Genomic DNA, 13,142 nt, shown 5'->3' on the forward strand with positions numbered 1-13,142 from the left:
CCCAAGAACATTACATCATGCAAAAGAAATCAATCTATGTGGCCTATACCGGCGGTACCATCGGTATGCAGCGCTCGGAAAATGGCTATATCCCGGTTTCGGGTCATCTGCAGCGCCAGCTGGCGTTAATGCCTGAGTTCCACCGCCCGGAGATGCCGGACTTCACCATCCACGAGTACGATCCGCTGATGGACTCTTCCGACATGACCCCGGAAGACTGGCAACATATCGCCGACGACATCAAGGCGCACTACGATCAATATGATGGCTTCGTGATCCTGCACGGCACCGACACCATGGCGTTTACCGCCTCGGCCCTCTCCTTCATGCTGGAAAACCTCAGCAAACCGGTGATCGTCACCGGCTCGCAGATCCCGCTGGCGGAGCTGCGTTCCGACGGGCAGATCAACCTGCTTAACTCGCTGTACGTGGCGGCCAACTTCCCGATTAATGAAGTGAGCCTGTTCTTCAACAACCGCCTGTATCGCGGCAATCGCACCACCAAAGCGCATGCGGACGGCTTTGATGCTTTTGCCTCACCCAATCTCTCTCCGCTGCTGGAAGCCGGGATCCATATCCGCCGCCTCGGTACCCCTCCCGCGCCGCATACTTCCGGCGAGCTGGTGGTGCACCCGATTACGCCGCAGCCGATTGGCGTGGTGACCATTTATCCGGGTATCTCCGCCGATGTGGTGCGTAATTTCCTGCGTCAGCCGGTAAAAGCGCTGATCCTGCGCTCCTACGGTGTGGGCAACGCCCCGCAAAACGGCGAGTTTCTGAAGGAGCTTCAGGAAGCGAGCAGCCGCGGCATCGTGGTGGTAAACCTGACCCAGTGCATGTCCGGCAAGGTGAACATGGGCGGCTATGCCACCGGTAACGCCCTGGCGCAGGCGGGGGTCGTGAGCGGATTCGACATGACGGTAGAAGCCACCCTGACTAAACTTCACTACTTACTGAGTCAGGATCTGGACGTGCAGTCGATTCGTACGGCGATGATGCAAAACCTGCGTGGCGAACTGACGCCAGACGAATAAGGAGTGAGCATGAAACAACGTGCCCTGTTACTGGTGGATTTACAGAATGACTTTTGCGCCGGCGGCGCGCTGGCGGTGGCGGAAGGCGACAGCACGGTAGACGTTGCCAACGCCCTGATCGAGTGGTGTAAAGCCCGCGGCGAAGCGGTGGTGGCCAGCCAGGACTGGCATCCGGCAGATCACGGCAGCTTTGCCAGCCAGCACAGCGTCGAGCCCTTCACTCAGGGCGAACTGGATGGCCTGCCGCAAACCTTCTGGCCCGATCACTGTGTGCAGCACACCGAAGGCGCAGAGCTGCATCCCCTGCTCAACAGCAAAGCCATTGACGCCATTTTCCAGAAAGGGGAAAACCCGAACATCGACAGCTACAGCGCCTTCTTTGATAACGGCCACCGGCAGAAAACCGGGCTGGATCAGTGGCTGCGCCATCACGAAATCGTGGAGCTAATCGTGATGGGGTTGGCGACCGATTACTGCGTCAAATTTACCGTGCTGGATGCGTTACAGCTGGGCTACCGGGTGAACGTGATCACCGACGGCTGTCGTGGGGTCAACATTCAGCGCCAGGACAGCGCGCAGGCATTTATGGATATGGCGGCGGAAGGCGCCACGCTTTATACGCTGGCGGACTGGCAGGAGACGCAGGCCTGATAGCCTTGTGCCGGGTGGCGGCTACGCCTTACCCGGCCTACAAAACCCACAGGCCCGTGCAAGCGTCAGCGCCGCCGGGCAAAACCCCGCCCCCCGTAGGCCCGTGCAAGCGCAGCGCCGCCGGGCACAATTCTTATTAAGTCCCATAAGGTGAACTGCCTCGCACTCTCAGCGAGGCGGCAATGCTATTCTTTTTTGGCACTTTTTTCGCCACGCCATTACGTGGCGTGCTTGTTTTTTTACCGTCAAAATTGAAGAGGAATTGCTATGAAACGTTTGCCTTTGCTGGCAGCTTTACCCCTGCTCTGCGCGTCCGTTGCTTCCGCCAGCTCCCTGATGTCGGTGGGCTATTTTAACGGGGGTGGCGACGTCACCGCCGGACCGGGCGGAGATATCAACAAACTCGATGTGCGTCAGATCACCCACCTTAACTACTCGTTTGGCCTTATCTATAACGACGAGAAAGACGAAAGCAACCCGGCGCTAAAAGATCCGAACAAACTGCATCAAATCTGGCTCTCCCCAAAAGTCGCCGCCGATCTGGCTTTACTCCCAGTCCTGCGCAAACAAAACCCTGACCTCAAGGTGCTGCTCTCCGTGGGTGGCTGGGGGGCGCGTGGCTTCTCGGGGGCGGCATCGACCAAAGAGACTCGAGCCGTGTTCATCCGCTCAGCTCAGGAAATTGTCGATAAATACGGTCTCGACGGGATTGACCTCGACTGGGAGTTCCCGGTTAACGGCGCATGGGGACTGGTCGCCAGCAAGCCTGAGGACCGGGATAACTTTACCGCCCTGCTGAAAGAGTTGCGTGCTGCATTCGGGGATAAAAAACTGGTGACCATCGCCGTCGGTGCCAATGTGGAGAGCCCGAAAAGTTGGGTAGACGTTAAAGCGGTTGCGCCGTTACTTGATTACATCAACCTGATGACCTACGACATGGCGTACGGCACCCAGTACTTCAACGCCAACCTGTATGACTCCAGCGCCTGGCCCACCGTAGCCGCCGCGGATAAATACAGCGTGGATTTCGTGGTGAACAACTATCTGGCCGCCGGGCTGAAGCCGCAGCAGATGAACCTGGGTATCGGTTTCTATGGCCGGGTACCCAAGCGTGCCGTTGAGCCTGGCATCGACTGGAGCAAGCCGGATGCGCAAAAAAACCCCGCGACTCAGCCTTATTTCGGCGCACAGCAGATCGAGCTGTTCAAATCGCTGGGCTACGATCTGACCAAAGACACCTATGTGAAGTACAACGATATCGTGAAGACGTTATTAAACGATCCGCAAAAACGCTTTACCGAGCAGTGGGACGACCAGGCCAAAGTGCCGTGGCTGTCGGTTAAGGGTGATGATGGCAAGGCGCTGTTTGCCCTGTCGTACGAAAACCCGCGGTCGGTGACCATCAAAGCGGAGTACATCAAAGAGAAAGGTCTGGCCGGTGCGATGTTCTGGGAGTACGGCGCGGATGACAACAACCAGCTGGCGAAGCAGTTAGCCGAGTCGCTGGGGATTAAGTAAAAATTAGCCCTCTCCCTGCGGGAGAGGGCATTAGCCCGCATGGTTACTGCATTTTCAGCGTCGCGATCGATTTTGGCGCGATGCCAAAATCCTCTTTCAGCTGTTGCTTACTCTTCATCACCATCTGACCCTGGGTGTCGATAGTCATGTGCTGCGCATCGGTATTATTGCGCGCCTGCCACAGCATCACTAACTGCAGACAGTTCTCTTTCTGCTCGGCGGTCAACGCCACGCCATCGGCCCATTTCCCTAGCTCCACTGCCGTGACCAGACGCTGATACACTTCCGGCGTCATGCCCTTAATCATCTCTTCAATATTCATGTTAAATCCGGCTCCGAAGGAATAATTTGCTGAATCGATTTTTCAGCCTTTCGTCTGGTCGCCATTCTGGTCATCAGTGAAGCTTAATGAGGCGGAATTGACGCAAAAACGCTCGCCTGTCGGCTGTGGGCCGTCCGGGAAGACGTGACCGAGATGGGCGTCACAGTTTCCACAGCGAATCTCAATGCGCTCCATACCATGGCTGAAGTCCTTCAGATAGTGAATAGCCTCTTCACTTACCGGTTCATAAAAACTTGGCCAACCACAGCCAGAATCGTATTTGCTTTGGGAGTTAAACAGCGCAGCGTCACACACCAGGCAGTGGTAGACACCATCCCGTTTGTTATGCAGCAGACGCCCGGTAAACGGCGGTTCCGTACCATGGTTTTGCGTCACGTAGAACTGCATTTCTGTGAGTTTTTTTTTCAGTTCATCGGGGTTTTGTTGATTCGACATAGGCTTACATCTCGCAGTTGAAACAGACAACTTTTACCCTCGATTCTAACAAAACATTAACACTGAAGTATGAACTTTTGTTCTAAACTTACTCGTTGCGTAGAGGCACTCAGACAAATGTGATCTACTCCACGTTTTTATGTGGTCAGCCCTTTAAAATTCCGTGCGCAGGCCCCATATGGGTGCAAGCTCCAAGGGAATGTGAGGTGGGTCAATCGAGCAAAGGTAGTGCGAAGGATTGATTTGTCGCAATGATTGACACGATTCCGCTTGACGCTGCGTAAGGTTTTTGTAATTTTACACGCAACCTTTTATTCACTAACAAATAGCTGGTGGAATATATGACTATCAAAGTAGGTATCAACGGTTTTGGCCGTATCGGCCGTATTGTTTTCCGTGCTGCTCAGGAACGTTCTGACATCGAAATCGTTGGTATCAACGATCTGTTAGACGCTGAATACATGGCGTACATGCTGAAGTACGACTCAACTCACGGTCGTTTCAACGGCACCGTTGAAGTGAAAGACGGCCACCTGGTTGTCAACGGCAAAACCATCCGTGTTACTGCTGAAAAAGATCCAGCTAACCTGAAGTGGAACGAAATCGGTGTTGACGTTGTTGCTGAAGCAACCGGTATCTTCCTGACCGACGAAACTGCGCGTAAGCACATCACCGCTGGCGCGAAAAAAGTTGTTCTGACTGGTCCTTCTAAAGACAACACCCCAATGTTCGTTAAAGGCGCTAACTTCGAGAAGTATGCTGGCCAGGACATCGTTTCTAACGCATCCTGCACCACCAACTGCCTGGCGCCACTGGCTAAAGTTATCAACGACAACTTCGGTATCGTTGAAGGCCTGATGACCACCGTTCACGCTACCACCGCTACTCAGAAAACTGTTGATGGCCCGTCTCATAAAGACTGGCGCGGCGGCCGCGGCGCAGCTCAGAACATCATCCCTTCTTCTACCGGTGCTGCTAAAGCAGTTGGCGTAGTTCTGCCAGAGCTGAACGGCAAACTGACTGGTATGGCGTTCCGCGTTCCTACTCCTAACGTATCTGTTGTTGACCTGACCGTTCGTCTGGAAAAAGCAGCAAGCTACGAAGAAATCAAGAAAGCAATCAAAGCGGCTTCTGAAGGCGCAATGAAAGGCGTTCTGGGTTACACCGAAGACGACGTTGTTTCTACCGATTTCAACGGCGAAGTGTGCACTTCCGTGTTCGATGCTAAAGCAGGTATCGCACTGAACGACAACTTCGTGAAACTGGTTTCCTGGTACGACAACGAAACCGGTTACTCTAACAAAGTTCTGGACCTGATCGCTCACATCTCCAAATAAGTTGAGATGAGAAACTGATCCAAAAAGGCGACCTCGGTCGCCTTTTTTTATGGCATTAAAGACAGAGGATTGCGTAATGATTAAAACAATTTTTGCACTTCCGGTAGTCGAACAACTTACCCCTGTGCTCTCCCGCCGCCAGATCGATGACGTTGAAGTGATTGTGGTCGAACATCCGCAGGTTCAGGCTTCTGTTGCCCTGCAGGGCGCACACCTGCTCTCCTGGCAGCCCGAAGGCGAAGTGGAAGCGCTGTGGCTGAGCGACATCACCTCCTTTAAAAAAGGGGCGGCGATCCGCGGCGGCGTGCCAATCTGCTGGCCGTGGTTTGGCCCGGCTACCGAGCAGGGCCTGCCGTCACACGGTTTTGCCCGCAACCTGCCGTGGACGCTGAAAGCCCATAACGAAGATGAATCCGGCGTGGTGCTGACCTTTGAACTGCAAAGCGACGACGAGACCCGCAAACTGTGGCCGCACGACTTCACCCTGTACGCCCGCTTCAAGTTAGGTAAAACCTGCGAGATCGAGCTGGAAGCGCACGGTGAATTTGAGACCACCTCTGCCCTGCACACCTACTTCAACGTCGGCGATATCGCTGCCGTAACGGTGAACGGCCTCGGGGATAGCTTTATCGACAAAGTGGATAATGCGAAAGAGGGCAAACTCAACGACGGCTCACAGACATTCCCGGATCGTACTGACCGCGTCTACCTGAACCCGGAAGCCTGCAGCGTCATTGAAGATACCGTGCTGAATCGCGCGATTGAAGTTATCCATCATCATCACAGCAACGTGGTGGGCTGGAACCCGGGCCCGGCGCTGTCAGTGAGCATGGGCGACGTTCCGGACGACGGCTATAAGACCTTTGTTTGCGTGGAAACCGCCTGCGTCAGCGAACCGCAAACCGCGACGGAAGAGAAACCTTCCCGTCTGGGACAGACGATTCACATTGTGAAGCGTTAATCCCCTACCCTTGCCCTCTCCATGTTGAGAGGGCATTACGCTCACTTCACACCATGTCTAACGCCGTTTTCTGTTCAGGCGCCGGGAAGGCCGCATCCAGCTGCTTTAACGCCTCCGCAGAGAGCGAAATGCCCTGCGCGCCCGCATTCTCTTCCACATGCTTAATGGATGACGCTTTCGGGATAGCCACGACCCCGCGATGACTTATCACCCACGCCAGCAGAACCTGCGCCGCCGTGATCTGATACTCCTGCGCTATCGCATTCACTACCGGATGATTGAACAGCCCTGAGCGTAGCCGCCCGGCCTGCGCCAGCGGGCAATAGGCCATCACCGGCATCGACTGCTGCTGACACCATGGCAGCAGGTCATATTCGATACCGCGCGAGGCCAGATGGTACAGCACCTGATTGGCCGCGCAGACCTGTCCGCCTGGCACCTGCCAAAGCTCCTGCATATCCGCAAAGTCGAGGTTCGAGACGCCCCAGCGGCCAATTTTCCCCTGCTGTTGCAGCGTCTCCATCAGCCGGACGGTCTCATCCAGGGCGTAATTCCCGCGCCAGTGCAGCAGATAAAGGTCAATATACTCGGTGCCGAGACGGCGCAGGCTGGCTTCGCAGGCGGCTATCCCTTTGTGCCCTCCGGCATTCCACGGGTAGACTTTGGAGACCAGAAACACCTCGTCGCGCAGGCCTTTGATCGCCTCGCCGACCATCTTTTCCGCGCCGCCGTCGGCATACATCTCGGCGGTATCAATCAGCGTCAGCCCGCGCTCAATGCCAGCCCGCAGGGCGTCCACTTCCTGGCGGCGCTGGCTCGCTTTTTCGCCCATGTACCAGGTACCCTGGCCAATGGCCGGAAGGACGATGTTGTTGCCAAAGTTAACGGTTTTTTCGCTCATCACATTCTCCTGTTTATCTGCACCACCCTAAAACAAACGGGGCTCAAGAGCCCCGTTGTGATGCACAAATTGAATCATCAATAGCGTCCAAAAGCCGCATCAATAAAGGGATTCGCATTAATGAAAATATTTTGTGTACACTCATGGGTACACTTCAAGCGGCAGTGCTACCCCTTCGCTTAGATTTTTCGGTCCAAAGGACAGAGTAGTACATCAATCAATCTTCCTTTCCACGCTACCATTTTTACTCCATGTGTACTTAGAAAGCGTTAGTTCAGTTGGTTCAGTTGGTTCAATTTGTAAAGATGATTGTTTTTAAAAGGGTTATTTCAAAAAAGTGAACCAACACACCCCAATTTTGAACCAACAAAAAGAGGCCGTGAACCAACACGCCGCTCATAATCTGCTATTTAGTGGGAATCCCACCAGCACAGTACTTGTCTGGTGCTGGTTTGGTGCAGGTCACCTCGCACGACGCGGCGCTGGTTTGCTCCTGCGGTATGCAGGGCCGGTCATAATTTTCCGGTACAGCCAGGGCTCTCTGCCAGCTGGCGTTTCTGATCTCGCAGTTCTGCCGGGGTGGGCTGGTGGGGGTGGAAGCTAACCGCCAGTTGGTGATCTATCTTCGCGCGCACGCGTACTGGTCTCGAAATCCCATGCGTTCTGGGATACAGCGCTATCTTCGAATTTGTGCAGCCCCTGTAAAATCACAACCCATGCCAGCCAGTGAGGACTTCCTCTGGCTGGCGCTGTTATGCATGGAGCCTATGCGTGAACTCCGACGGCTATGCGTTAAGTTGCCGCTCTGAAATAGCGCTTTCGGTGGCAACCTGCCTGGCAACCTCGCGTTTGGCAACCGGCGTTTTGCCGGAAACCAGCATGGAAACCACTCCGGTGGAAACCTGGCGCTCTGGTTACCAGAAGTGGTTACTGGTGCTGGTTACCCTCTGCAGGTATCTGTCGCACACCTGCCGTTCTGGTGGATACCAGTGTGGATACCTCGCGTTTGCATACCGGGATGTACCTTTGCATTAGTTCAAAGCCAATCGTCCATCTGCCGCTGGTGGCGGGCCATCATAGCGAAACCCCTGCGCAAAAGTGTAAAGGGGAATAAAGGTAATACATCCCCGCAAAACCGGTAATGTTGATACGAGGAAATCTGTATGTTGGTGAGCGAATCAAAGGGCAGAATCCTGCCCTTTAAAGAGGATTTTTGTCCTGTTTAACATCGCCGTTTTGTCAGCCAATGCCGTTGGCTCTCAAACCGACATGACAACTTTTGACAGGTTCTAGACATGGGCAAAAGGGGGATTCCCCCACCTTTAGGTTAAGCCCTCCCCTTTCGCCGCATCGTTGGACAAGCTGACGGGCGTACTCAAAGACAGCGCCGGGAGTGACTCGCTGAAAGATAGCCTGTTACCCTGGCGTTTTTCGCGTGACTATCAGTCATTCTCAAACTCTCATAACCCGGGAGTTTCCAGAGGACATTTTTGTCCTTTGGCGGATCAGCAGGTTCGCACGTAAAAACAGGCCAAAACCGTGCGAACCAAAGTGCGAACCACCAGCCGCGAACCACTGAAGGGGCTTTCCCTGGCTGGTGGGCACACTGGATATTAATCAGGGCTGCCGCATATTAAGTTTTCTCAACCTCTCATGGGGTAAGGCAAAATGCGTGGTTTGCTGCGCAGTTAAGGAGGTTCTCGCTAGTGTAGTCATATGCGCGAATTCTTGACGGCTTATGATGCTGATTTGCTCTCTGCCCTGCGGTGGCGTGGCCTGCGGCTGTTTGTCACTGTCTAATCCGTCAAATACAGTCAAATAAATTTCCACTTTACCGGCCGCTCCGGGTTTCGCCAGATCGCAATTCGCCGTCACCGCCTCGAAAGTTCGCGGACAATAGCGTCCATCATCTGCGGCTTCGCATCCTCGATACCTTTCTGCAGAAACTCTTTCTTTGCAGTGGAGCGTCTGAACGTCTGCGGGATATTCGGATCCTGGACGTAAATAGCGTAGTTGGCTGAATAGCCGATTCTGCCGGTGATGCGGCTGCCACTGGTCACGACTTCGCGATACTGGGAATTTATCAGTGTGCTGGTGTCGATCGGAGTATAGAGAGCTGCGACTATCGAAACTTCCTGCAATGCCGATTGAATGGCACGAACAGCCCGCCGCCCGGCCACATCGTTTATCATATGGTGGATGTTGCGCCTGACCTTACTCATACCCCTGGCTTTGATGCCCATAATTCACCTCTCATTGGCGAGTACGCACTTAATAGGTGCTGTTTCGCTGCGTACCAATATGCGTACTGCCATTCTGCGTATCAGCGCCCGCCTGGCGCTTTTCCTCTAGCCAGCGACGGAATCCCTCTAACTGCCTCGCCTTTCCTTCTGGCGTCTTTGCGCCGGTGCTCTTACCGCCGTGTAATTTGCAGCGCCCAGAGGAGTAAAGCGCTGTCATTTTGCATGGGGTGCCTTTTCTGGTTATCGCGCCGCACGTCAGATCCCGGCAGGCATCCGGGAACGGTATCAGCCCATCTAAATCTTCAGCCCACGCCCGGTATAGCTTCCGCTTCTCATCGTCAGTCATAAAAGCGCCTCTCGATGTCAAGTTTTGTAACCCTCTCATGGGGTAGGCTGGTGGCTTGACCACCAGCTACTGGCAGAAAACTGATTACGTCAGACGCCGGCTGGTGTTGAAGCCGTTGGTCAGCGCGTTGGACAATTTACCTTTGCCGCTGGCGATGTCGCTGACGGCCATGGCATAGCCCTGCTGCGCACCGCGCTTAACTGCGGCCTCAAGCATAGCAAGCGTCTGCTCAGTTGGATCTCCGTTTACCTGAATGACTGGGCTGTAATTAAACCCGCCACCGCCACCGCCAATATCGCGGTTACTGATGACACGACCGTTATCGCCGGGGATCATGTACTGGCTGCCATTGCTGGCTTTGAAAATTTCAGGCTTGCCACCTTCGCCCACGCGGTACATGGAGTTTGCGTTAACAGGGCCGCCGTGTTCGCGGGCACCGGCAACGGCCATTATCTTCGTTCCTGCCATTGCCGTGGTATATCCAGCCATCCCAGCCGTTGCCGCACCACCAGATGTTGCGATGCTTGCCGCCATCGCTGCTGGTGACCACGCAGAGAGAAGCGTTGTAGCCGCCGCTGTGCCCGCCAGAGTGGACGCTGCCAGTGCTGCTGTAGCTGCCGCCTGGTTCGCCGCTATTGCGCCGGTCTGCGCCGCCTGCCCCATCATTGCCGACATAACCCACTGCGTACCCATCTGCACAAGGCTGCTGACGACACCGTTGATTACCGATGTGCCGAGGTTGGCGAACGCCTCGGAAACGCTCTGTGTGCCATTCAGCAGGCCAGTGAGCGCATTTGCTGCGCCGCTTTGCATTGACTCAAGGGACACGGCCAGCAACTCGTTAGCCATGGTCTGGTTGCGGAAAATTTCCCACTGCGCGGCAATGCGCTGCTGCTCGTACTGGGTATTTGCGGCGTTCGCCAGCTCAAGTCCGCGCTGGGTTATCTGTCCCTTTTGGGTTTCAAACTGCTGGATTAACGCGAGTTCCTGAGCGTGCTGGTTTGCCAGCTGTTGGACGGGATCGATCTCCCCTTTAGCCGCCTGTTGTGGAGACACCACCTGCTGGGCGCGGATTTTTGCCAGGTTAATCTGGTGCTGCTGCGCCAGTTGCTCAGATTGTTGATCATGAGTTTTCTGGTCAATCATCTGACCATCCAGCTGGCGCTTGAGCTGCTCTCTGGCGTCCGTATAGGATTTGTTTTCTTTCCGTACCGGGTCATTGCTGATTGCGTCGTTCAGGTCTTTCTGACGCTGCTGGGCATCAAATAGCGTGCCGGCCAACTCGCTGACCTTCGCCTTTTGCGCATCGGTAGCTTTCGTACCCAGTGCGGCCACCGCATTATATTGCGCAGCCTCACGCGTATTGTCGTCATACCGCATTGTCAGGACTTCAATCTGCCTTTGCAGTGAGTTGATACTTTCATCACCGCGGGCAAAGGCGTTTTTAGGCGCTTTATCCTGCTTTTGGCGGGCTTCGGCGATCTGCTTATCCAGTACCGCAGTTGCGTCTGCATACTTTTTATCATCCAGCAGGCCCTGGGCTTTGTACTGGCTCAGTTTCTCGCGTTGCTTTGTGAGCTTATCGACGAGTGTTTGCCCGGACTGGATGATCGCATTAGCGTTGTTCTCGGCAGTTTTCTTCTCGAGGTTGGTAATGTATGCGGGCTTTTCACCCTTCGATGGCGTGTAAACGCTCTGGGCGTCTTTACTGGCTTGCTGTGCCATAAGGATCATGGCGCGTTCCCTTTTCAGCCGGTCGACCGTTTGTTGTGTCTGCTTAATACCCCAACCTACCCCCGCCTTTCTAGCCAGAGCTAAGTCCGACTCTGCCACGGCCAGTTGCTCTGTATTTTGTGCTAACTTCTGGGTTAGCAATACAGCATCAGGGGCGTTTCCAACCGCGAGACTGACATTAAGTGCGGCACCGTCCAATAGTTTCGCCAGATAGCGCGACGCACCGATGGCATTGTCAATTTTCGATATCGCCACCCCAAACTGAGTTATCAGGGCATTGGTTGCCTGGGTTACGGTGCGGGGCATCGTTTCAAACTGCTGGTTAACCTCACCAGACTGCTTCTCAAGTGCCGCCAGAACTTCGCCAATGTCCAGTTTGCCAGCCAGCATCAGCTGCCGCAGTTGGTCGTAAGGGACACCCATACCAGCAGCAATCTGGCGTGCCAGCTCGGGCATTTGTTCCAGTACCGAGTTGAATTCTTCCGCCTGAATTCTTCCGGCAGCAACGGACTGCATAAACTGTCGGAGGGCGTTAGCCATTTCCTGGCTGGATGAGCCGCCAATCGTGCCAATCTTCTGCAGGGTCAGAACGAGCCGGTTAACGTCGCTGTTAGTAGCGCCCACGGTTTTCAGCGTTGCGGTGAGTTGCTGCCAGAGGTTCACTGTATCGCCGAGGCTGGCACCGGAAACGGAGGCTATATTCACCAGTTGCTGGAAACTTTTGGCCCCTACCTCAGCGCTGGATGACAGGCGCGTGACCCGGGCCTGGAGTAACGTAAACTCTTCGGATACCTGCTGAAGCTTCATCAGCGCCTGGATAGAGATGTATCCTTTAACGGCTACGGCGAGGCGCGAAAAACCGCCTCCCAATTGATTCAGGCTACTGTCTAATTTATTCGCCGACTTCTCCGTTTTTTTAACGGAGTTTTCAATTATCTTTAAGGCCTCATCCGCTTCGTGCGCTCCTGACAGGAGCTTTCTCACATCAGCATCAATATCGACATAGTAACTGCCAACCTTATCGTTCATAGCCACCTCAGTGTATGGTTTTATTTTTTGCGGCAATCTGTTTACGCAGGGAGATTTCCGTCATTTTATTTATTGCGCTGGTGCCATGTTCCGTAAGTTGATACTCAGGACCATCGAGGGAGATCAAGTCGGCCAGCAGCCAGTAGGCTTTCTTCTCATCGGTGCGACCGGTTTCTTTCTGCGAGGACAGAAGCGCATTGCCATACAGGCCCGCAGACAGAAGCCCCACCTCAATATTCCCCGTAAACCCATCAACAGTTAATTCATTGCTGCCCGTAGCTCTAATCAGGTCACGTACATACGTTTCGGCGATCACATCAGCCAGTCTTTGAAGTTGCTCCATCACTCACCCCGCTTAACAGACTCAAGCCCTTTGGCGACCAGCGCGCGGGCAATGGCGTTAATGGTTGGGGCCAATCCGACTGGAGAGCTCTTACGTTGCTGCTCCTGCATCTCACGAATCGCCTGCATTTGCTGCCGGTCTAAGGCCACGGTCATCTGTTCTCTGCTCATTGCGTTACCCCTGATGTTTATACAGTCATCTTTATTGTAATTTACGCAACACAAATGGCAACCATTGCAGAAAATGAAACGAACGGGCGTAAAAAAA

General features: G+C 54.3%; 13 protein-coding genes. 5 read left to right on the forward strand and 8 right to left on the reverse strand.

From position 1 onward, the window contains the following. Positions 1 to 17: 17 nt before the first annotated feature. From ansA to LRS40_RS21020, 3 genes are all read left to right on the forward strand, one after another. Positions 18 to 1,034 (forward strand): asparaginase, encoded by a 1,017-nt coding sequence (gene ansA, locus LRS40_RS21010; protein WP_142489140.1) that lies wholly within the window; start codon positions 18 to 20, stop codon positions 1,032 to 1,034. A gap of 9 nt (positions 1,035 to 1,043) precedes the next feature. Beyond that, on the forward strand, positions 1,044 to 1,685 hold the full coding sequence (gene pncA / locus LRS40_RS21015) for a bifunctional nicotinamidase/pyrazinamidase (protein ID WP_142489139.1): 642 nt from the start codon (positions 1,044 to 1,046) through the stop codon (positions 1,683 to 1,685). Positions 1,686 to 1,952: 267 nt separating this feature from the next. Beyond that, positions 1,953 to 3,203, forward strand: a complete 1,251-nt coding sequence (locus LRS40_RS21020) for a glycoside hydrolase family 18 protein (protein ID WP_156263554.1) — start codon at positions 1,953 to 1,955, stop codon at positions 3,201 to 3,203. Positions 3,204 to 3,246: 43 nt separating this feature from the next. Here LRS40_RS21020 and LRS40_RS21025 read toward each other — a convergent pair whose 3' ends face one another. Both LRS40_RS21025 and msrB read right to left on the reverse strand, forming a co-directional pair. Further along, entirely contained in the window at positions 3,247 to 3,525 is a 279-nt protein-coding gene (locus tag LRS40_RS21025; RefSeq protein WP_142489137.1) for a YeaC family protein, read from the reverse strand. A gap of 42 nt (positions 3,526 to 3,567) precedes the next feature. Continuing rightward, on the reverse strand, positions 3,568 to 3,981 hold the full coding sequence (gene msrB / locus LRS40_RS21030; protein ID WP_231312579.1) for a peptide-methionine (R)-S-oxide reductase MsrB: 414 nt from the start codon (positions 3,979 to 3,981) through the stop codon (positions 3,568 to 3,570). Positions 3,982 to 4,322: 341 nt separating this feature from the next. Here msrB and gapA point away from each other — a divergent pair, with 341 nt between their 5' ends. Together gapA and LRS40_RS21040 are read left to right on the forward strand one after the other, a co-directional pair. Then, positions 4,323 to 5,318 (forward strand): glyceraldehyde-3-phosphate dehydrogenase, encoded by a 996-nt coding sequence (gene gapA / locus LRS40_RS21035; RefSeq protein ID WP_032617687.1) that lies wholly within the window; start codon positions 4,323 to 4,325, stop codon positions 5,316 to 5,318. Between the two features lie 76 nt (positions 5,319 to 5,394). After that, positions 5,395 to 6,279 (forward strand): D-hexose-6-phosphate mutarotase, encoded by an 885-nt coding sequence (locus tag LRS40_RS21040; RefSeq protein WP_231312580.1) that lies wholly within the window; start codon positions 5,395 to 5,397, stop codon positions 6,277 to 6,279. A 46-nt stretch (positions 6,280 to 6,325) separates the two neighbouring features. On the opposite strand, the gene LRS40_RS21045 is transcribed toward LRS40_RS21040, so the two are convergent. The 6 genes from LRS40_RS21045 to LRS40_RS21070 form a co-directional block, all read right to left on the reverse strand. Next, positions 6,326 to 7,180, reverse strand: coding sequence for an aldo/keto reductase (locus LRS40_RS21045; protein WP_231312581.1), 855 nt, complete (start codon positions 7,178 to 7,180; stop codon positions 6,326 to 6,328). A 1,871-nt stretch (positions 7,181 to 9,051) separates the two neighbouring features. After that, positions 9,052 to 9,423, reverse strand: coding sequence for a hypothetical protein (locus LRS40_RS21050; protein WP_231312582.1), 372 nt, complete (start codon positions 9,421 to 9,423; stop codon positions 9,052 to 9,054). A 28-nt stretch (positions 9,424 to 9,451) separates the two neighbouring features. Beyond that, positions 9,452 to 9,769: an HGGxSTG domain-containing protein gene (locus LRS40_RS21055; RefSeq protein WP_231312583.1), complete on the reverse strand. Its 318-nt coding sequence runs from the start codon at positions 9,767 to 9,769 to the stop codon at positions 9,452 to 9,454. An 84-nt stretch (positions 9,770 to 9,853) separates the two neighbouring features. Further along, on the reverse strand, positions 9,854 to 12,532 hold the full coding sequence (locus tag LRS40_RS21060) for a tape measure protein (protein ID WP_231312584.1): 2,679 nt from the start codon (positions 12,530 to 12,532) through the stop codon (positions 9,854 to 9,856). 7 nt (positions 12,533 to 12,539) lie between these two features. Continuing rightward, positions 12,540 to 12,875: a hypothetical protein gene (locus LRS40_RS21065; protein WP_063160361.1), complete on the reverse strand. Its 336-nt coding sequence runs from the start codon at positions 12,873 to 12,875 to the stop codon at positions 12,540 to 12,542. Continuing rightward, the gene (locus LRS40_RS21070; RefSeq protein ID WP_032616703.1) at positions 12,875 to 13,045 is read right to left on the reverse strand and encodes a hypothetical protein; all 171 of its coding nucleotides are present in this window, start codon (positions 13,043 to 13,045) and stop codon (positions 12,875 to 12,877) included. The genes LRS40_RS21065 and LRS40_RS21070 overlap by 1 nt, the downstream gene beginning before the upstream one ends. Positions 13,046 to 13,142 lie beyond the last annotated feature (97 nt).

This window comes from Leclercia sp. G3L, assembly GCF_021117075.1.
Lineage (GTDB): Bacteria > Pseudomonadota > Gammaproteobacteria > Enterobacterales > Enterobacteriaceae > Enterobacter > Enterobacter adecarboxylatus_C.